The organism is Halobellus inordinatus, from assembly GCF_024498335.1.
GTDB classification, from domain to species: domain Archaea; phylum Halobacteriota; class Halobacteria; order Halobacteriales; family Haloferacaceae; genus Haloquadratum; species Haloquadratum inordinatus.
Map to the genome: position 1 here is coordinate 1315357 of NZ_CP101825.1, position 18988 is coordinate 1334344.

General features: G+C 65.6%; 19 protein-coding genes. 12 read left to right on the forward strand and 7 right to left on the reverse strand.

What is annotated here, in order from left to right; genetic code table 11:
* Window positions 1–96 precede the first annotated feature (96 nt).
* The 4 genes from NO362_RS06755 to nth all read left to right on the forward strand — a co-directional run bounded on the left by NO362_RS06755 (window position 97) and on the right by nth (window position 5549).
* Window positions 97–585: a DUF7966 family protein gene (locus tag NO362_RS06755; RefSeq protein ID WP_256544648.1), complete on the forward strand. Its 489-nt coding sequence runs from the start codon at window positions 97–99 to the stop codon at window positions 583–585.
* Window positions 582–2039: a DNA double-strand break repair protein Mre11 gene (gene mre11, locus NO362_RS06760; protein ID WP_256544649.1), complete on the forward strand. Its 1458-nt coding sequence runs from the start codon at window positions 582–584 to the stop codon at window positions 2037–2039. Before NO362_RS06755 ends, mre11 begins: the two co-directional genes overlap by 4 nt.
* Window positions 2040–4739 (forward strand): DNA double-strand break repair ATPase Rad50, encoded by a 2700-nt coding sequence (gene rad50, locus NO362_RS06765; RefSeq protein WP_256544650.1) that lies wholly within the window; start codon window positions 2040–2042, stop codon window positions 4737–4739.
* Between the two features lie 123 nt (window positions 4740–4862).
* A complete protein-coding gene (nth, locus tag NO362_RS06770) occupies window positions 4863–5549 on the forward strand; it encodes an endonuclease III (RefSeq protein ID WP_256544651.1) in 687 nt (228 codons plus the stop codon).
* Between the two features lie 15 nt (window positions 5550–5564).
* Here the strand turns inward: nth and NO362_RS06775 are convergent, their stop codons facing one another.
* Window positions 5565–6047 (reverse strand): DUF7321 family protein, encoded by a 483-nt coding sequence (locus NO362_RS06775; protein ID WP_256544652.1) that lies wholly within the window; start codon window positions 6045–6047, stop codon window positions 5565–5567.
* A gap of 135 nt (window positions 6048–6182) precedes the next feature.
* Between NO362_RS06775 and NO362_RS06780 the strand changes: the two genes are divergently transcribed.
* From NO362_RS06780 to NO362_RS06815, 8 genes are all read left to right on the forward strand, one after another.
* Window positions 6183–7187, forward strand: a complete 1005-nt coding sequence (locus tag NO362_RS06780) for a DUF7319 domain-containing protein (protein ID WP_256544653.1) — start codon at window positions 6183–6185, stop codon at window positions 7185–7187.
* A gap of 61 nt (window positions 7188–7248) precedes the next feature.
* Window positions 7249–7914: a plastocyanin/azurin family copper-binding protein gene (locus NO362_RS06785; RefSeq protein ID WP_256544654.1), complete on the forward strand. Its 666-nt coding sequence runs from the start codon at window positions 7249–7251 to the stop codon at window positions 7912–7914.
* Window positions 7915–7916: 2 nt separating this feature from the next.
* Window positions 7917–8303, forward strand: a complete 387-nt coding sequence (locus tag NO362_RS06790; RefSeq protein ID WP_121568060.1) for a DUF7318 family protein — start codon at window positions 7917–7919, stop codon at window positions 8301–8303.
* Between the two features lie 2 nt (window positions 8304–8305).
* Window positions 8306–9112, forward strand: coding sequence for a cytochrome b (locus tag NO362_RS06795; protein WP_121568061.1), 807 nt, complete (start codon window positions 8306–8308; stop codon window positions 9110–9112).
* A 4-nt stretch (window positions 9113–9116) separates the two neighbouring features.
* On the forward strand, window positions 9117–9881 hold the full coding sequence (locus NO362_RS06800; protein ID WP_256288024.1) for a cytochrome b family protein: 765 nt from the start codon (window positions 9117–9119) through the stop codon (window positions 9879–9881).
* A gap of 134 nt (window positions 9882–10015) precedes the next feature.
* Entirely contained in the window at window positions 10016–10429 is a 414-nt protein-coding gene (locus NO362_RS06805; RefSeq protein WP_425492333.1) for a DUF7315 family membrane protein, read from the forward strand.
* Complete coding sequence (locus NO362_RS06810; protein ID WP_121568064.1) at window positions 10422–10697, forward strand: DUF7314 family protein; 276 nt, start codon at window positions 10422–10424, stop codon at window positions 10695–10697. The genes NO362_RS06805 and NO362_RS06810 overlap by 8 nt, the downstream gene beginning before the upstream one ends.
* 144 nt (window positions 10698–10841) lie before the next feature.
* Entirely contained in the window at window positions 10842–11291 is a 450-nt protein-coding gene (locus tag NO362_RS06815) for a DUF7313 family protein (protein WP_256544655.1), read from the forward strand.
* Between the two features lie 105 nt (window positions 11292–11396).
* Here the strand turns inward: NO362_RS06815 and NO362_RS06820 are convergent, their stop codons facing one another.
* The 6 genes from NO362_RS06820 to NO362_RS06845 all read right to left on the reverse strand — a co-directional run bounded on the left by NO362_RS06820 (window position 11397) and on the right by NO362_RS06845 (window position 18629).
* A complete protein-coding gene (locus tag NO362_RS06820) occupies window positions 11397–12140 on the reverse strand; it encodes an NAD(+)/NADH kinase (RefSeq protein WP_256544656.1) in 744 nt (247 codons plus the stop codon).
* A gap of 163 nt (window positions 12141–12303) precedes the next feature.
* The gene (locus tag NO362_RS06825; RefSeq protein ID WP_256544657.1) at window positions 12304–13227 is read right to left on the reverse strand and encodes an alpha/beta fold hydrolase; all 924 of its coding nucleotides are present in this window, start codon (window positions 13225–13227) and stop codon (window positions 12304–12306) included.
* 73 nt (window positions 13228–13300) lie between these two features.
* The gene (gene meaB / locus NO362_RS06830) at window positions 13301–14536 is read right to left on the reverse strand and encodes a methylmalonyl Co-A mutase-associated GTPase MeaB (protein WP_256544658.1); all 1236 of its coding nucleotides are present in this window, start codon (window positions 14534–14536) and stop codon (window positions 13301–13303) included.
* Window positions 14536–14967 carry a cobalamin B12-binding domain-containing protein gene (locus tag NO362_RS06835; protein ID WP_121568069.1) on the reverse strand — a complete coding sequence of 144 codons (432 nt, stop codon included), beginning with the start codon at window positions 14965–14967 and terminating at the stop codon, window positions 14536–14538. The genes meaB and NO362_RS06835 overlap by 1 nt, the downstream gene beginning before the upstream one ends.
* A gap of 171 nt (window positions 14968–15138) precedes the next feature.
* Complete coding sequence (locus NO362_RS06840) at window positions 15139–16566, reverse strand: GAF domain-containing protein (RefSeq protein WP_256544659.1); 1428 nt, start codon at window positions 16564–16566, stop codon at window positions 15139–15141.
* Between the two features lie 257 nt (window positions 16567–16823).
* Window positions 16824–18629: a S9 family peptidase gene (locus NO362_RS06845; protein ID WP_256544660.1), complete on the reverse strand. Its 1806-nt coding sequence runs from the start codon at window positions 18627–18629 to the stop codon at window positions 16824–16826.
* Between the last annotated feature and the right edge of the window lie 359 nt (window positions 18630–18988).

Genomic DNA, 18988 nt, shown 5'->3' on the forward strand with positions numbered 1-18988 from the left:
CCGCCGTACCGTCCGGCGAGAAATCTATGCGGACTTACGATCATCCCTACGAGGAGTCTCCGGAAGTTCAAGTAGCAACGCGGCGCCATCGAGGCCGTGTCAGAACCGTCGCCCGAGTCCGTCCGACGTTCGCTCCGTGCGCTCACAGAGGGGTCCGCGCCCGCCCGACTGACGCCCACTGCGCCCGACCCTGGTTGTGACGCCGAAGGTCCCGAAACCGGACTTGTCGGTGCGGAAGCCGTGGTCGCCGACACCGAAGACGCCGAGGACGTAATCTCCGACGCAGAGAGTGCAGTCTCGTGTGCGTGCGCGAGCGCGAGATTCGTCGCTGCCGGTCGGCTGTCGGCGCTCGACGCCGCGGTCCGGACGGCGACGCGGTGTGGCACAGCCGAATTAGCACGCCGCGGACGAACCGCGAGCGCGACGCTGCGACGATTCGAGACCGCCCTGAGAGGCCACGATGACAGTCCTCGATCCGCCGGCGTCGCCTCCGACGCCGACTGTCCGCTGTCGTCCGACAGCGACCACTTTCACTCCGCTCGCGGAACCGTTTTAGGACGCAGCGGTCAAGACCCGGGCAGATGACACGGGTGATCCACACCGGCGACACCCACCTCGGGTACCAGCAGTACCACTCCTCGGCGCGGCGCAAGGACTTCCTCGACGCGTTCGGGCAGGTGATCGACGACGCCGTCGAGATGGGCGTCGACGCCGTCGTCCACGCCGGCGATCTGTTCCACGACCGCCGCCCGGAACTCCGGGACCTCCTCGGGACGATTCGCATTCTCAGGCGACTCGACGACGCCGAGATTCCGTTTCTCGCGGTCGTCGGGAATCACGAGTCCACGCGCGGCGGCCAGTGGCTCGACCTCTTCGAGAACCTGGGCCTGGCGGAGCGACTCGGAGCGGCCCCGCGAGTCGTCGAGGACACCGCCTTCTACGGTCTCGACCACGTGCCCGAGTCGCGACGGGAGGAACTCGATTACGACTTCGAGCCACACGACGCCGCCTCCGCCGCGCTCGTGAGCCACGGGCTGTTCACGCCCTTTGCCCACGCCAACTGGGACACCGAGATGGTCCTCGATCGCTCGAACGTCGACTTCGACGTGGTCCTCCTCGGCGACAACCACGCGCCGGGGACCGAGACCGTCGACGACACGTGGGTCACCTACTGCGGATCGACCGAGCGCGCGAGCGCCGCCGAGGAGGACGCGCGCGGGTACAACCTCGTGACGTTCGACGACGCGGTCGACATCCGGCGACGCACGCTCGACACCCGCCCGTTCGTCTTCGTCAGCGTGGAGTTGGCCGCGGGCGAGGGACCGGGGCGCGTTCGCGAGCAACTCCGTCAGCGCGAGGTCGCAGACGCGGTCGTCGTCGTGGAGGTGACCGGCGACGGCGAGCCCGTGACGCCCGCGGCGATCGAGGAGTCTCTCACGGAGCGCGGCGCGCTCATCGCGCGCGTCACGGACCGCCGCGAGCACGGGACCGACGCGGAGATCGACGTCTCCTTCGCCGACCCCGACGCCGCCGTCGACGAGCGCGTTCGCGACCTGGGACTCTCGACGGCCGCGCTCGACGTCGACGAGACGATCCGCGCGAGTAAGACGCCGGACTCGAACGTCCGCGACGCGGTGAAATCTCGCGTCACCGACCTCCTGGAGGACGGAGCGGACGCCGCGTTCGCTGCCGCTCCGCGAGGGGACGACGAATCTGGTGCAGAGAGCTCCGGAGGGGACGGAGCTGGGACGACCGAGTCCGGTGCAGACGGCGGTTCCGAGACGGATGACGCCGATGTTACCGGTCCAACAGACGGCGCTGCCGACGTCACCGACGCGACGGACGGTGTTTCCGACGTCGCCGCCGCGGACGCCGCCGGATCCGCGACTGGCGACGCCGCCGACGAGGCCGCTCCGCCCGCGCTCGACGATTCTAGCGACGAAACCTCTAGCGACGAGACCGACGAGGAGGCGACAGACGACGACTCGGAGGAGACTGCGACGCCGAGTGACACTCAAGTAACGATGGAGGATTTCTAGATGCGCTTCGAACGGATCAGACTCCAGAACTTCAAGCCCTACGCCGACGCCGACCTCGACCTCCGCGACGGCGTGACGGTGATTCACGGCCTGAACGGCAGCGGCAAGTCCTCGCTGCTCGAGGCGTGTTTCTTCGCGCTCTACGGCGCGCGCGCCCTCGACGAGACGCTCGACGACATCGTGACCACGGGCGAGGACGAGGCCGAGGTCACACTCCAGTTCGTCCACGAGGGAGACACCTACCGGATCGAACGTCGCCTGCGCCGCTCCGGCGAGCGGATGCAGACGGCGACGTGTACGCTCGAAGGCCCCGACGTCGCCGTCGACGGGGCCACCGACGTCCGGGCGTTCGTCACCGACCTCCTCCGGATGGACGCCGAGGCGTTCGTCAACTGCGCGTACGTCCGCCAGGGCGAGGTGAACAAACTCATCAACGCGACGCCGAGTCAGCGACAGGACACTATCGACGACCTGCTGCAACTCGGCAAACTGGAGGAGTACCGCGAGCGCGCCGGCCAGGCACGCCTCGGGGTCGAAGACGTCCTCTCGGAGAAGCGCGGCGCGCTCTCGAAACTCGACTCCCAGATCGAGGCCAAAGAGGACGCCGGACTGCACGAACGTTTGAACAGCCTCGAAACCGAACTCTCGGACGTCGATTCGGAGATCGAACGCTTCGAGGAGAACAAATCGCGCGCCGAAGACACCTACGAGGAGGCGACAGAGGTGCTCTCGGCGTACGAGGAGACGAAGCAGAAACTCGACAGCCTCGACGCCGACATCGAGGAACTGCGCGGGACGATTCAGGACGACGAGGCGACGCGCGAGGAGTTGCGAGACGAAATCGTCGACGCGCGCGAGCGGATCGACGCGCTCGAAGACGACCTCGATGCGGCACTCACAGAGACGGACCTCGACGCGGCTAGTTCCGGGCACGTCGATGCGGACGCCATCGACGCGCGCCGCGAGACGCTCGACGACGAGGAAGCGGACGTCCGCGAGGAACTGCAGGCAGCGCGCCAGCGCCAGACGATGCTGTCGAATCAGGCCGAGAAGTTGCGAGAGCGCGCCGACGAACTCGAAACGCGCGCAGGGGAAGTGCGCGAGCGTGCTACAGACGCGGAATCGACCGCCGAGGAGGCCGCAGAACGCGCGGAGGACCGCGCTGCGGAACTCTCGACAGTCGACGACGAGATCGAGTCACTCCAGGCCCGTTTCGCGGAGGCACCGATCGATGTGGGCGAGGCGGCGGCCCACCGCGAATCGCTGCAGGAGGACCAGCAAGCAGTCCGCGACGACCTCGCAGACGCCCGAGCGGAACTGGACTCCGTCCGCGATCGCCTCGAGGAGGCGACGGAACTCCAGGCGGCGGGGAAGTGTCCGGAGTGCGGTCAGCCCGTCGAGGGGTCGCCCCACGTCGACGCCATCGGAGAGTACGAAGCGCAGATCCAGACGCTCGAAGCCGACGTCGAAACGTTGCAGGAGCGACGCGAAGCCCTCGACGCGAAACTCGATACGGCCGAGTCGCTCGCGGACGCCGAAGCGCGATTGGAGAATCTGCGCGAGAAGCGCTCGTTGATCGAAGACAGCATCGCGGACGCCGAAACGACGGCCGAGGACCGCCGAGCGGAGGCGGAGTCGCTCCGCGAGGAGGCCGCCGAACTCGAATCGCAGGCGGCCGAAAAACGCGAAGCGGCCGAGGGCCAGGCCGACGCGGCAGCCGACGCCGCCGAGCGCGTCTCGGCGCTGGAGGGCGACCTCGATGCGATCGAGGCGGCGCGCGAGCGACTCGACCGCGTCGAAGAGTTGCGCGCACAGATCGACGAGATCGAAGGCCAGATCGACCGCCGCCGCGAGAAGCGGGAGTCGATCGCGGACCGAAACGACGAGCGACGGGCGTATCTCCAGGAGAAGCGGGACCGACGCGAGGAGCTCGCCGACGCGGTCGACGAGTCACGAATCGAGGAGGCACGGACGAACAAGGCCGACGCCGAGGAGTACCTGTCCGATGTCGAGGTGAAACTGACGGAACTGCGCGAGCGCCGCGACGAACTGCAGAACAGCATCGGGAGCGTGAAAGGCGAACTGTCGCAACTCGAATCGCTCCGGGAGGACCGCGAACAGATCGCCGCGCGGGTCGACGATCTGGAGTCGCTCCACGAGGAGATCTCGACGCTCGAATCGACCTACAGCGACCTCCGCGCGGAACTTCGGCGGCGGAACGTCGAGACGCTCGAACGAATGCTCAACGAGACGTTCGATCTCGTCTACGGCAACGACGCCTACTCGCGCATCCGGCTCGACGACGAGTACGAACTGACGGTCTTCCAGAAGGACGGCACCGCGCTCGAACCCGAACAGCTCTCCGGGGGCGAGCGCGCGCTGTTCAACCTCTCGCTGCGGTGTGCGATCTACCGGCTGCTCGCGGAGGGGATCGAGGGGTCGGCCCCGATGCCGCCGCTCATCCTCGACGAGCCGACGGTGTTTCTCGACTCCGGGCACGTCTCCCGGCTGGTCGATCTCGTCGAGGAGATGCGGAACCTCGGCGTGAAGCAGATCTTGATCGTGAGCCACGACGACGAACTCGTCGCGGCCGCCGACGATCTGGTGACCGTCGAGAAAGATCCGACGAGCAACCGCTCGTCGGTCGACCGCGTCGAGGACGCGTCGCTTGCGGCGGTCACGTCGAGCGCGGACGACTGATCGGTGCTTCGGCTTCGGCGTTCGACTGCACCGCCGGCGCTCGACTGCACTGCTCGGAGTCATCTCCGCGCGAGCGTCGTGGGAAGCCGAATCACTCAACACCCGCGGCGACGACGCTCGCGTATGGGCACGCCGCTTTCCGACCGCGAAGAACAGGCCTCGGAGGTTCTCGACCGTCTCTACGAGGAGTACCCCGACTCTACGATCTCGCTGAACTACTCGAATCGGCTGGAACTACTCGTCGCCGTCGTCCTCTCGGCGCAGTGTACCGACGAACGCGTCAACGACGTCACCGAGGAACTGTTCGAGACGTACCAGACGCCCGAGGACTACGCCGAGGCCGACGAGGAACAGCTCGCCGAGGACATCTACGGCATCACGTTCCACAACAACAAGGCGGGCTATCTGAAATCCATCGGCGAGGCGCTTCGCGACGAGCACGGCGGCGAGGTGCCCGACACGATGGCCGAACTCACAGAACTCTCCGGCGTCGGCCGCAAGACGGCGAATGTGGTCCTCCAGCACGGTCACGACGTCGTCGAAGGCATCGTCGTCGACACCCACGTCCAGCGTATTTCCCGACGGCTCGGAATCGCCGAGGAGGAGTCGCCGACGAAGATCGAACAGGAACTGATGGAACTGGTCCCCGAATCCGACTGGCAGCAGTTCACGCACCTGTTCATCAGCCACGGTCGTGCGGTCTGTACGGCGCGGAACCCCGACTGTGACGACTGTGTGCTCGAAGACATCTGTCCGTCCTCGAAACTCGACGGCGACATCGACCTCGCGTCGGGCGAATCCTGGGCCTAGGCGCCGGGCAGCATTTCACCCGAGGATGTAGCGGCCGACGTACTGATATAGCCCCAAGAGCCACGCGAGAAACCAGAAGAGCACGTAGCCGAAGACGCCGACGCGGAGGCGCCCCCGCCACGCGCTCATATTCGGGTGGAGCTCGTTCAGGTCGACGTCCTGGGTCGGGTCGTCATATAGGTCGGCGTCTCGCTTCACCTGGAGGATGCGAACGATTCCGGTCAACGCGAACGCCAGGAGCGCGTACGCCTGGAGGCCCAAAATCGCGTGGAGCACGGTCACGCCACCCAGTTGGTCGAGGAGTCGCGGCAGCATCCACGTGACGACGGGGATCGTGTTGAGGACGAGCCCGGGGAAAATGAACTTCAGGTGATAGACGAGTACGTCCCAGCTCACGACCTCGGCGTCGATCATAATCCACGCACCGTAGAGGTAGAACGGGAGGCTCGAGGTGACCATCAGCGCGGCGGCTGTCGCGATGGTCGAATCGGATACCATCGGTCCGAGTATGGACTCCCCGTGGGTAAAGTGTCCGACTCGTCGGCGGCGCACGCCGAGCGATGGTCGTGTCTCGGACCGCTCTGTCTGCGAGAACCGTTACCCTAAGGAGTCTGCCGCTCCTACAGACAGGAAATGACGGAGTCTTCCGAGGAGTCGTACGCGGCAGACAGCCGTTCGGGCTCGGCCGCCGCCGAAGACTCGTCGGCCGCGCCGGACCCTGCGACGGAAGCCGACGCGGCCGGCCAGTCGAGCACCGAGTCCGACGACCTCGAGGCGCTCCGAAAGGAGGTCGAAGAGACCTACGACTTCGACAACTTCGGCCCCGCGGAGATGGCCGAGATGAGCCTCGAAGAGTGGGAAGCGGCGTTCGACCCCGACACGTGGATCGTCGGCGAGGAACTGCTCGACCGGGTCGAACAGGAACTGAAAGCCCGCGTCGCGATCCGTGAGATCTTCGCCATCGTCGAACGCGTCGAGGACCGCGTCGTCGCCTACTCCGACGAGGGCTACGCCATCGTCTACGCCGACGGGAGCGTCGAGGGCGAAGGCACCGTCCTCCGCGACGTCAAACCGACCGTCGCGCTCTGCTCGATGGAGGACTACGAGCTGATGGAGGCGCCCGAGGACGCGTCGCTCCCAGAGCCCACGGACGTCGTCGAAGGGAGCGGCGAGTTCGGCAACCTGATGCTACAGATCGTCGCGGGCGCGCAGATGCTAGTCGGGTTCGGACTCCTCGTCGCGTGGCTCGCGCTGCCGTCGCTCTCGACGGTCGTCGCCCCCATCGCCGCCATCGGCTTTCTCGTGATCGGATTCTTCCTCTTTCTGGTGGTCGCGAACGCCCGGCTCTCGGATCGCTTCCGAACGGAGGAGTTCCGCAATCGACTCCGCGCGCTCGACGCCGCCGGCGACGAGCGACTGGAGGAACTGTTGCACGACGAGGAGCCAGAGCGGGCGCGCAGTACCGACGAAGACGGAGCCGGGGCGGACGAAACCGGCGATAATGACGGGGAGAAAGCCCGGGATTTCGCCGGCTCGGCGGATTCAGACGATCGCGAAGACGGCGGTCCCACGGCCGATACTCGGGGAGATCAGCAGTCCGTAGACGCCGGTACAGCCGACGAGGCTCGCGAATCGTAGCGTCTGCACTGAGGGGGGAGTCGGTGGGTTTAAGCGCATTCCATCCTCACCTTCGGCTTGTATGAAGAGGCGGGACTTTCTGCGAGCAGCGAGCGTCCCTGCTGCTGCCACGACGGCCTCTGCTACCGCCGGCCTCGGTGCCGCCCAGGAGACGACGGAGACGTCGGGCGGAACAGCGACCGGCACAGCAACCGGGACCAGTACTGGAACTGGGACGGCCACGGGGACTGCGAGCGGCTCAGGTGGAGGCGGCGGAAGCGGCGAGACCGTAACGGTAACTGTCGGCCCCGGCGGCTCGCTGGTGTTCGAGCCCGGGACGAGCGAACCGCTCCAGATCGCACCCGGGACGACCGTCGAGTTCGTCTGGGACTCCGACAACCACAACATCATCGTCGAGAATCAGCCCGACGGCGCGAACTGGCAAGGACACGAGCCACTCGAAAACACTGGCTTCACCTACACGCACACGTTCGACACGCTCGGCACGTACGAGTACTACTGTGAACCGCACCGAACGGCCGGGATGGTCGCCACGATCGAAGTCGTCGAGAACCCCAACGCGGGCGGCGGTGGTGGCGGCGAGAAGGAACTGCACGAGCTCGGCGTCCCGATCCACGCGCACTGGGTCGGCGCCGCCACGATACTCGGGATCCTCGTGACGGTGATCTTCACGTTCTACATCCTGAAATACGGTGAATCAGCCCACACGGGCACCGGGAGGAACTGACGATGTCATCCAGTGGGAGCACCTACGGCGACATCCACCGGTACGAGCCGGCCCGTGAGAGCACCGCAGCGGCGATCGCCATCGTCCTGCTCACGATCATCGAGGTCGTGTTCGTGTTCCTGTTCACGTACGGCCTCATCTCCGGATGGGGGCTGACCGACACCGGGAATATGTATCTCGGCGCCGTGTTGGCCGTCATCTTCATCGACCTGGCGTTCATACTTGCGATGTATCGCAAGGAGTTCCTGCCGGACGTCGTGATCGTCAAGAAACGACGTCGCAAGTGGGAGGATCTCTACATCCGCGAGGAAGACGTCGATGGCACGCCGTTCGCTGACGGCGCGTGGGATCACGTCAAACGCGCGGTTTACCCGTACTACAAGCGATAACAATGAGTCTCGAAAAGAAAGACGACTACGACCACAAAGGCTGGATGAAAGAGAAGGATCTGACTCCGATCGAGTCGACCTTCCTCACGACGCTCATCTGGCTTGACAAGCGGCTCCGCATCGTCGACTACCTGGAGCTCTTAGAGACCCTCTATTACCGGGTCAACCTCCAGATGCCGAAGAGTCACACCGAACAGTACAACCTCGACAACAAGTTCTGGTACTGGTACCCGCTGTACACGCTGGGGCTGTTCTCGACGTTAGCATACGTCGTCGCGGCCATCTCCGGCGCGCTCTTGGGGTTCTACTACAGCCCCTCCGCGGCCGCCGGGACCGAGGCCGCCGGGACCGTCGCCTACGAGAGTATCGCGTTCATTATGCGCGATCTCCAGTTCGGCTTTATGCTCCGCTCGATCCACCGGTGGGCGGCGCAGGTGATGGTCGCAGCGGTGTTCCTGCACATGCTCCGCGTGTACTTCACCGGCGCGTACAAGGAGCCCCGTGAGCTGAACTGGCTCATCGGCATCGTGCTGATCAGCCTGACGATGGTCTTCGGGTACACCGGCTACCTGCTCCCGTGGGACCAGCTCGCCTACTGGGCGGGACAGATCGGCGTCGAGATGGCGCTGTCAATCCCGCTCGTCGGCGAGTGGGCCGCACAGCTCCTCTTCGGCGGCTTCTCGTTGAGCCAAGCGACGCTACAGCGGATGTACATCCTCCACGTGTTCCTGCTCCCGTTCGTGGTGACGACGCTCATCGCCATCCACATCGGTATCGTCTGGGTGCAGGGCATCGCCGAACCCCACTAAACCAATGACCGACGAAGACACCAACACCGACGACGTTCGCACCGACGGCAGCGGCATCGTCGCGCCGGACGACGAGACGCCGACGTGGCGCGAGCGCAAAGAGCGCACGGAGGGCCTCTCGCGACTCACTTACGAGTACTTCGAGCGCGCCCGCCGCGAAGACCAAGACCTGCGACAGGAGTCCGACTACGTCGAGCGCGACGTGCTCGCGTTCCCGACGTGGCCCCACGAGATCATCCGGAACCTCGCGATCGCGAGCTTCTTCGTGGGAATGCTGCTGTTCCTGTCTGCGACGCTGCCGCCGCACATCGGCGCGCCGGCGAATCCGTCCAGTACGCCCGCGATCATCCTGCCGGACTGGTATCTCTACTGGTCGTTCGGCCTCCTCAAGCTCGGTCCCCTGAACCCCGAGCTCTCGATCTTGGGTGGACAGAAACTGATGGCCGACCGGACGTACGGCGTCCTCGCGAACCTGGTCGTCGTCGGCATCGTCGCCATCGTCCCCTTCCTCAACAAGGGGAGCGCGCGCCGCCCCGTCGAGCAGCCCTTCTGGGCCGCCGTCGGCGTCGGCGGCGTCATCTTCGCGTTCACCATCAGCGTCTACTCCGCGAAGAACCTGATTCCGATGAACGTCGACCTGCTGTTCGACCTGACGTTCCTCCTGCCGATCGTCGGCGGGTTCGTCACGTGGGCGGTGCTGAAGACGATGCGCGAGGGGTATATGTACGACCTCAACCGCCGCTACTACCGGCTTCGCCCCCCGAAATAGCGGGCTCTGCGCGCCGCCTATCGGCGCTCACCGTTCCGACTCTTGTTTCGTTTTTCTGGCGGCCCACTCGTCTCTGAGCGTCGCGACGACCGCACACGGAAAGGCACATTTCGCTTCCCGCCGTAGGCCCGGTAATGACTGATGGAGACGCGACCGGGGCGAGCGCGGCCGAGGGATCGGACGCGGCGTCGACCGGGAGCGGCAACCGTGAGGGCGGGCGCGGACGCGACGTCGTCGTCCCGATGCCGCTTTACAAGGTCGTGACTGTGTTCTCGACGCTCATCGCCGTCGTGAGCGTCGTGTTCGGATTTATGCTCCTCGACGCGGCGACGCTGAACGTGAGTTTTCTGGGGAACTTCGTCCGGAGCGTCCTCGCGTTCGTCGGGCTTCAGATCGCCGACGGCATCCTGAGCACGGTCTTCGCCGCCGTCGGCCTCGCGATCATCGCGTTTGGCGCGGGAGTGTACATCATCGGGACGCGGTTCCGCGCCCGCGGAATGGGAAAGTATCAAGAGGACTCCGGCGAAGATTCGAACAACAATGGCTGACGAGTTCATCAAGGGGCTGGGAATCTTCACCGGCGCAGGGCTCGCGTGGATGGTCCTCGCGGGATGGTACCGAACCTCGAGCTTCGAGAGCAGTCAGCAACTGGTGGAACCGGTGTCGCTCAGCGACTCCGCGACGATGTTCGACACCCTCGGCGTGCTGCTAATGGACGTGTTCTTCTGGTTCGCAATCATCGGCGCCCTCACCTTCTGGGTGGGCATTCCGGCCGTCCGACAGGCCCGCGAAGCGCTCGAAGAGCGCGTCCAGTAAACCAGTCGCGCTGCGATCCGGCGAGCGAGCGCCGACGTTTTCGGTCACGATCGTCTCGACGACAGACTACTATTCCACGATAGGTCACGCTATCCTCGCGTCGGATTGGAAAAACTCTAATGAGTCCTGTACCCAAGGTCGGGTATGCAACCGCTACAGTTCCTCGTCCCGATCGACGCGCTGGAGGGGGTCGCACCCATCCTCCCAGTCGTCCTCGTCGGCCTGGTGCTCCTGAATTTCCTCACCCGCGCGGTTCAGCATCGCAAGCACCACACGCAGGCTGACTCGGGCGACGGCGACGCGGAGATCAGCCGGTGGCTGCCGCACACCGCAACCACGCTGGCGCTGGTGCTGGTCTCGTTCCTCTTTATGATCGTCGAGCCACACGGTGGGATGGTGATGTCCGCGCTCGCACTCTCGGTGTTCGTCTCGGACTTCTTCGAGTACGAGGCCCGCCGGGTAGAGGCGCGCTCGAAGAGCAAGGAACTCGGACGTCCCACGACGGCCATCGGCTCTGCGGTGTTCGCGCTGCTGTACGCGAGCTATCAGGGCTTTTTCTACCTCATCGAACCGCTCTGGAACTCGATCATCTGAGTCGGGTCGTCCGTTTCGACGTCGTCGACGACCGCCCAGAAAAACCGCTCTCGTAGACGGCACTGACGTGCTTTTTTTCGCTGTGCAGTTCGCTTCCCCGCCGTCCTACCCGTCACCGAGCGTTTGCGGACGAACGAGCGATATCTCCCGGCCGATGCTGACGTCGATCGGCGTGTCGGCCGGAACCGAACGCACGGATTCGTCGTCGAGAAGCAGCGAGACGGCCGCCTCGTCTCGTTCGACCGAGAGCGATACCGGTGGGCGAAGCACCCACGAGTCGGCGTGCATCGCGTACGGTGAGATCGGAACGGTGATCAGTCCCGTTTCGGGCGCGAGCAGGGATCCACCGGCGTCGCGGGCGTAGCCCGCGCTGCCGAGCGGCGTGGCGATCACGACGCCGTCGGAGCGGACCGTATCCAGCCAGCCGTCGGGCGATCCCACGGCGTACTCGGAGATGCGGGCCGGTTCCGAGGTTAGAAGCGTCACGTCGGTGATGGCCGTCCCCGCCGCCTCGCCGTCGACCGCAACGTCCAGAATCGGATGTGATACAGTCTCGTATGTCCCGCGCAGGAAGGCCTCCGCGGCGACGTCGACGTTTCGGACCGGAACGTCGTACCGATCCGCGCCGACGCCGATCGGGAAGACGGGACAGTCGAGCGGACAGTCGGCGAGCGCGAGAAGGGCTGTCTCGCCGACGGCGAACACCGAATCCGCGTCGTCGCCGATCCGGCAGTCTCCTGCGGTCGGGTCCGCGCGCTCGGTTAGAATCCCCTCGGTGCCGGCGAGTGCCTCGACGACCGCGTCACCGGTCGAGCCGGGTTCGCTCACGACGACGGCCGTCTCGCTCACGGACCCGCCCCCGTCCGGTCTGGTTTCGTCGACTCCGGCTCGACTCCAAGCATACGCGCCGGTAAACCGCTGGGGAAAAAAGACCCAGCGGTTCGCTGCGGCGAGCGACGTCGCGGCGCTCCGGAGCGGGGGTCGGGCGTCGCGTCGCCGCTCGGTGGAAGCATCACTCGCCGATTGCGTCGCGAATGGCGTCGAGGGACTCCTCGGGGAACTCGACGTGCGGGAGGAGTTTCGCGTCGTCGACGACGACGAGTCGCGTGTCGGTCGCTGTCGCCAACTCCCGGCCGCGCTTCAGCGGAGTGATGTCCGCCTCGCGCCCCCACAGGAGCGTCACGGGGGCGTCGACGCCCGCGAGCGTCTCTTCGAGATCGAACTCGGCGTTGAGAAAGCCACTGACGAACGACGCGGGCGCGTAGCGGGCGTTCGGCTGGTGGGCCGTCCGCCACTCGTAGTCCATCCACGCATCGCTCACGCGATCCATATCGTAGTAGCCGTGATCCGCGTTGAAATACCGGATCGAGGGCTTCGACGTGAGAAGATTGAACAGCGCCTCACCGACGACCGGCGCGCGGAGGAGTTCCCGCGCGGGGAGGTTGCGGTCGGGGCCGCCGCGTTCGGTGGGGCAGATGAGGACGACCGAGGCGAGATCTAGATCGTCTGCGACAGCCGTGAGATACGCCCCCGTCAACGAGGAGGCGACGACCGCCGGGTTCTCGAAGGCGGCGACGAAGTCGCGGACGAACTCCTCGTATAACGTCGCGGAGTATCGAAGCGGCGGGCGCTCTGAGGTTCCGAACCCGGGCAGATCGGGGGCGATCACGTGGTAGTCCGCTGCGAGTTCGTCGAATATCTCGCGGAACTCGCCGTTCGATCCGGCGGCGTTGACGCCGTGCAGTAAGACGAGGTCCGGATCGTCCGTGTCGCCCGCCTCCGCGTACCGGACGTCGATTCCGTTCCACTCGAAGGTGCGGTGGTCACCGCCGAGTGCTGGCTCCAGCGGCGGGGCGCGCTGTCTCAGTGCGGCGTTTGCGAGGGCGACTGCTCCCGTCCCGGCGACGAGTGCGCCGGCGACCGATCTGAGCTTCATACCACAACGCACGACCGCGAGGGTAATCAGGCTGCTGGGGCAGCTCCCCGGTCCGCTTTGCTCGCTGTGCTGTTCACTCCGACGTTCTCGGTTCGTCGCGCTCGCGTCTCGCTTCGACGCAGTCGCGAAGCGGCCCGACGATCGACGCCGCGACGGCGTAGGGATCTGTCTCGCGTTCGTAGACGCGCTTTGCGAGCGCGTCGACGCCGCCGTGACGGCGGAGTTCCTCGTCGAGAAGTTCGTTCGCGTCGCTCCGCATCAGCCGACGGATCTCGTCCGCGTACCGGGCGCGGGCTTTCGTCTCTCGTTTGCCGGAGTCACAGAGATGGTCGGCGTGCGCGTCGAACGCGTCGATGAGTTCGTCGATGCCGTCGCCCGTCGTCGCGACGGTCTCGACGACCGGCGGTTCCCACACGCCGTCGGTGGCGTCGTCGGACGCGTCATTTGTGGCGTCGGCGGCCGTGTCTGCCCGTTCGTCCGTGGCTGTGTCCGCGTGTCCGTCTGCGGCCCCCGCGTCCGCATCGGCTCCAGCGGATCCGGCGACTCCGTGGTGTCCGACCTCAGACGGTGGCCGTCGTTCGGTCGCGTCGCCCGCGGCGTCTCGCCGGTGAATCATCTCTTTTAGCTCCGCGACAGTCCGCTCGACGCCGTCCATATCCGCCTTGTTGACCACGAAGACGTCGCCGATTTCGAGAATCCCGGCCTTCAGCATCTGGACGTCGTCGCCGCTGCCCGGTTGCACGAGCACGGCGACGGTGTCGGCCGTTCGGACGATGTCGACCTCACTCTGTCCGGCGCCGACGGTTTCGACGACGACGACGTCCTTCCCGAAGGCGTCGAGCGCCTTCACCGCGTCCGTCGTCGCGGTCGCGAGGCCGCCAAGCCGCCCGCGAGCGCTCATCGAGCGGAAGAACACGTCCATATCGCCGACAGTCGACGCCATCCGGATGCGGTCCCCGAGGACCGAGCCCCCGGAGTACGGCGAGGAGGGGTCGACGGCGACGACGCCGACGGTGTCGCCGCGTCTCCGATAGGCCTCCGCCAGTTTATCCACGAGCGTCGACTTCCCCGCGCCCGGGCTCCCGGTAATCCCGACGATGGCGGCCTCGCCGGTGTGTGGGTGCAACCGAGCGACGAGGTCACGGTGGCCCGGGGCCTGGTTCTCGATCCGGGTAATGACGCGCGCTAGCGCGCGGTGTTCGCCCGCGAGGAGCGACTCGACGAGGCGCTCGTTGCGTGCGGCCGTCTCCGGGTCGACGTCCTCAGGTCGGGTGGCCGTGTCGCGTCGGTCGGCGTCCGGTCCCTCCATCAGTCGCGTTGGGGAGCGTGCTCCCGGACGAAGTCGATCGTCTCTTGCATCGGTGTCCCCGGGCCGAAAATCGCCGCGACGCCCATCTCTCGAAGGCCCTCGCGGTCTTCTTCGGGGATGATTCCTCCGACGATCAAGAGCGTGTCCGCGAAGGCGTTGTACTCTTCGAGGCCCTCGATCACTTTCGGGACGAGCGTGTTGTGTGCACCAGAGAGTATCGAGATCCCGAGGACGTCGACGTCCTCCTGGACGGCCGCTTGGACGATCTCCTCGGGAGCACGATGGAGCCCCGAGTAGACGACCTCGAAGCCGGCGTCTCTGAACGCACGGGCGATGACGTGTGCGCCCCGATCGTGGCCGTCGAGTCCCACCTTCGCGATGAGACACCGGATCGGCTGCTGTGTTTGTCCTCGCTCCGCGTCGGCGCTCATACTCGACCCTTCGAAGGCCGACCGTTTGGTTCTACCGCCGGTCGAACATCAACTGACGCCGTCGAGTCGCACCCCCGTCTGCTGACAGTGGTTATCGGAAGTCCGCTCCGAGTCTCGCCGAACGGCCTGGCGTGATCGCTGCACCGTTACGATACCCACTATGAGCCGTCACTATGGACCCAACATCGGTATCTCGCCGTCGGCACCGACGTAGATCCCGTAGGAACACTCGTTTACCCCCGGCGGAGACACGGGAATGACGCTGAGTGAAAACGTCTGGGGTGCCCCGTCCTCGACCGATCGCTCGACGGTGTCCGTGGTGACGTCTCCGGTCCTGAGAGCCGTCTGATACTGCTCGAACTCCGTATCGCTCTGGACGGCATTCAAGAGCGACTTGCCCGTTTCTGGTTCGCCGAACTGGCTGGCGTACGCGCAGTTCACTTCTTCGATTTGGACGACGCCGTCGTGACACTTGACGTAGATCGCCGGCACCGGGAGGTCGCCGAAGAATGCGTGGAGTCGATCCCGTTCCGTCCGAAGCGTCACTTCGCGCTCGATCCGTTCAAGCGCCTCCCGCGTGTAGCCCGCGAGGATCTCGACGAACTCTTTGTCTCTCTCGTCGAACGCCCCACACTCTTTCGACGCCATCTGGATGACTCCCTGTGTCCCGATCGGCACGCTCAGTACGGCGTGCAACCCGTCGTGTTCCGGAATGGCGTCGGGGTCAGTCTGCATATCGTCGACGATTTCGGATTCGCCCGCGGCCAGCGTTCGCCCCGCGATGCCGTCCTCGATATTGCTCGGACTCGCTTCGGGTTCTGGAAGTACCGAGGCGCGCGGGACCAGCCGGTCTCCCTCGGTGAGAAAGACGATCGAGTGATCGAACGCCAGCGCCTCGACCGCGGCTTCGATCGTTCGGTCGAGGACCGCCTCGATGGTCTCACACGCGGTGATGTCTTCGGCGTAGAGGCTCAGCGCCGTCAGTCGTGCGTTCGACTCGCGAAGTTCGCTTTTGGACCGGTCCGACCAGACCTCGCCGCGCACGCGTTCGATTAGCTCCCCGTGATTTTCGTCAGTAAGAGCGCCGTCGACGACGCTGACGACTGGTGGATCGTAGACGACTGTGGGAATCGATTTGTCCGCGGCGAGTTCCCGAATTAGCGGTGGGTCCGCCCCGAGAATGACCACACAGTCGAGTGTCGGTCCGAGTTCCTCGACGTACTCGACAGCGGTCGCTGAACACCGTGACACGACGTCCGCTGGAAGCCGCCGATCCAGCTCTGCGATTACTTCCTCAGGGTTACAGTCGCAGTCGGCGTCGTAACCGTCCTCTCCGCCACCGTCCGCATTGGGGGATCCCGTCGAGTCAGGGCGACCCGTGGACGGTCCGGTGGCGTCCGTTCTGCCACCAGAGCCAACCGGGTTACCCGTTTCCGACTTCGTATTTCCCCCTCCTCGATAGAACGTATCTTCGTCGTCCGACCTGTCAGCACCGGGGCGACGATCGGTGTCTGATCCGCCGTCCGCCTCTCGGTCGTCCTCACTGACGGCGGAAGAAACGACGACGAGAACGCGCCCCCCAGCATGTTCTCTCGTCATACTGCGGGACTCGCCCGTCAGCCCATTAAGACGTTCGGTCTGTTGACTATTTTCTCGGATCAATCGACCGGGTCTAAGACACACAAAGGTGACTTCGACTCATCTAACACGATTTTGAATCGGATGGAGAACCCGATCAGTATTCGTATTCAAGCGTGTACACTGGTCGCTGAGTTTCTCATCGTGATTATCGTAACGGTGCAGCGATCACGCCAGACCGTTCGGCGAGCATCGATTCGGACTTTCGATACTCTCTATCAGTGTACGTGCTCGTTCAGGAATTCGACGATTGCGCCGTACGCGTCGATCCGGTTCTCCAGTTTCGTGATCCCGTGGCCCTCGTCCTCGAAGACGAGTTCGCGGACCCGGACGTGGTCGCTGGCCGCCTCGACGAGTTGGTGGGCCTCCGAGACGGGCACTCGCGGGTCGTTCTCGCCGTGCAGCACGAACAGTGGCGCGCGGATGTCCTCGATAGTGTTGAGCGGCGAGATGGATTCGAGGAACTCCCGGTCGTCCTCGAGAGATCCGTACTCGGCTTCGCGGAGTTTGCGCCGCCACTCACCGGTGTTTTCGAGGAACGTGACGAAGTTCGCGATGCCGACGATGTCGACGCCGGCGGCCCACAGGTCGGGATACTCCGTCATCGCGGCGAGGACCATAAATCCGCCGTAGGACCCGCCCATCGCGACGATTCGATCGGGATCGACTGCGGGGTGATCGTGGAGCCACTCCACGGCGGCTTCGACGTCGGCCACCGAGTCCATCCGGTTTTCGACGTCGTCGAGGTGACCGTAGGCCTTCCCGTAGCCCGCCGACCCGCGGACGTTCGGCTCGAAGACCGCATAGCCGTTCGCGAGGAAGTACTGCGTGACCGCGCTGAAGGAGGGTCGGCGCTGGGACTCGGGGCCACCGTGGATGTCGACGATCACCGGTGTCTCGCCCGCGCCGGTGTCGGTCTCCGGCAGCGTGAAGAACGCCGGGATCTCCCGGCCGTCGAACGTCGGGTAGTGCACCAGTTCGGGTTCGACGAAGGAGTCCCGCGGGATGCCGGCAGTCGCCGCGCGCGTCCAGCGTTCGGTCGCTCCGGTCTCGGCGTCGACGACGTAGACGTTCGCGGGGTCGCTGCGCCGCGTGACGGTGATCGCGAACCGCTCGCCGATCGAATCGAACGCGATGCCGCCCGCGACGCCCTGCGGGAGATCCGGCGTCGTCGGGTCGGCAATCGTCGTCGGCCCCGCGAACTCGCCGACTGTCAGTTCGGTGTAGCCGTCGACGTTCGTCGAGTAGACGATGCGCCCCGACTCGTCGTCAATCGCGACCCCGTCGATCTCCCAGTCGGCGTCGGCGGCGACGTGCGAGAAGGCGCCGCTGTCGACGTCGACACACCACAGATCGAGCGTGTCGCTGTCGCGGTCGGAGACGAGATAGACGCGTTCGCCGTCGGGTCCCCACTCGGCGCTCTGGAACCGGACGGTCCCGTCGTGAGGGGTCAGGTGGGTCAACTCGCCGGTTTCGACGTCGAGCACGGAGACGTCCTGATCGAAGTTCGAGTACGCCTCCGAGACGATGAGCCGTGCGTCGTCCGGGGACCATCCGCCGACCGTCAGCCAGCCGTCGCCCTCGGCGACGAGTTCGGCCTCGTCTCCGCCGGCGTCGCGGTCCTGCACGTAGACGTCGAACACCGACTCGTCGCGTCGGTTCGAGGCGAACGCGAACCGCTCGCCGTCGTGGCTCCACCCGCCCCAGCGGTGCTTCGCGTCGGGGTGGGCCGTCAGGTTCGTGATCTCGCCCGTGGGGAGATCGTACCGGAACAACTGCTGGCGCTCGTTGCCGCCCTCGTCCATCCCGAAGACGAACTCCTCGCGCTCGGGCGAGAACGACGCGAACGTCACCCGTTCGTCGAAGAAGGTCCGCTGCTCGGGCCAGCCGCCGGGCGCTGCGACTGTCCACACCTGCGGGACGCCGGTCGTGTCCATCAGGAACGCGACGTGCTCGTCGTCGGGGGCGACCGACGCGCCGTAGGCGCTCCGAACGTTGAGATAGCGCTCGATGTCGTGGGGCATACGTTTCGATTCCGCTGCAGAAGACGAAAGCGTTCGGGTGGTGCCCCCCGTGCCCCGAGCGGGCTACCGATCCACGTCTGCGAAGTCGTCGAGACTGGTCCGCTCGTCTGCGATCCAGCCCCGCGCCTTCGCGTAGGCAGTCGGGTTGTTCGGGACGCCCTCGGTGTTCAAAAGCGTCTCCGGGAACAGCTCGTAGGCGATACCGACGAGCTGGTACTCCAGTTCGGCGAGATACGGGTACGTGTCCGGATACGGGCCTTCGCTGCGGTCCCACGCGCGGCCCCAGAAGTAGACTGGGCGACGGAGGCGATGCGTCCCCGCCTCGAAGAGCCGCCGTGCCCACGTCCGATACTTCTCCG

Bases quoted from the DNA above. Each gene is read 5' to 3' on its own strand.
- mre11 (WP_256544649.1), top strand. From the start codon at position 582: ATGACACGGGTGATCCACACCGGCGACACCCACCTCGGGTACCAGCAG.
- rad50 (WP_256544650.1), top strand. From the start codon at position 2,040: ATGCGCTTCGAACGGATCAGACTCCAGAACTTCAAGCCCTACGCCGAC.
- nth (WP_256544651.1), top strand. From the start codon at position 4,863: ATGGGCACGCCGCTTTCCGACCGCGAAGAACAGGCCTCGGAGGTTCTC.
- NO362_RS06775 (WP_256544652.1), bottom strand. From the start codon at position 6,047: ATGGTATCCGATTCGACCATCGCGACAGCCGCCGCGCTGATGGTCACC.
- NO362_RS06780 (WP_256544653.1), top strand. From the start codon at position 6,183: ATGACGGAGTCTTCCGAGGAGTCGTACGCGGCAGACAGCCGTTCGGGC.
- NO362_RS06785 (WP_256544654.1), top strand. From the start codon at position 7,249: ATGAAGAGGCGGGACTTTCTGCGAGCAGCGAGCGTCCCTGCTGCTGCC.
- NO362_RS06790 (WP_121568060.1), top strand. From the start codon at position 7,917: ATGTCATCCAGTGGGAGCACCTACGGCGACATCCACCGGTACGAGCCG.
- NO362_RS06795 (WP_121568061.1), top strand. From the start codon at position 8,306: ATGAGTCTCGAAAAGAAAGACGACTACGACCACAAAGGCTGGATGAAA.
- NO362_RS06800 (WP_256288024.1), top strand. From the start codon at position 9,117: ATGACCGACGAAGACACCAACACCGACGACGTTCGCACCGACGGCAGC.
- NO362_RS06805 (WP_425492333.1), top strand. From the start codon at position 10,016: ATGACTGATGGAGACGCGACCGGGGCGAGCGCGGCCGAGGGATCGGAC.
- NO362_RS06810 (WP_121568064.1), top strand. From the start codon at position 10,422: ATGGCTGACGAGTTCATCAAGGGGCTGGGAATCTTCACCGGCGCAGGG.
- NO362_RS06815 (WP_256544655.1), top strand. From the start codon at position 10,842: ATGCAACCGCTACAGTTCCTCGTCCCGATCGACGCGCTGGAGGGGGTC.
- NO362_RS06825 (WP_256544657.1), bottom strand. From the start codon at position 13,227: ATGAAGCTCAGATCGGTCGCCGGCGCACTCGTCGCCGGGACGGGAGCA.
- meaB (WP_256544658.1), bottom strand. From the start codon at position 14,536: ATGGAGGGACCGGACGCCGACCGACGCGACACGGCCACCCGACCTGAG.
- NO362_RS06835 (WP_121568069.1), bottom strand. From the start codon at position 14,967: ATGAGCGCCGACGCGGAGCGAGGACAAACACAGCAGCCGATCCGGTGT.
- NO362_RS06840 (WP_256544659.1), bottom strand. From the start codon at position 16,566: ATGACGAGAGAACATGCTGGGGGGCGCGTTCTCGTCGTCGTTTCTTCC.
- NO362_RS06845 (WP_256544660.1), bottom strand. From the start codon at position 18,629: ATGCCCCACGACATCGAGCGCTATCTCAACGTTCGGAGCGCCTACGGC.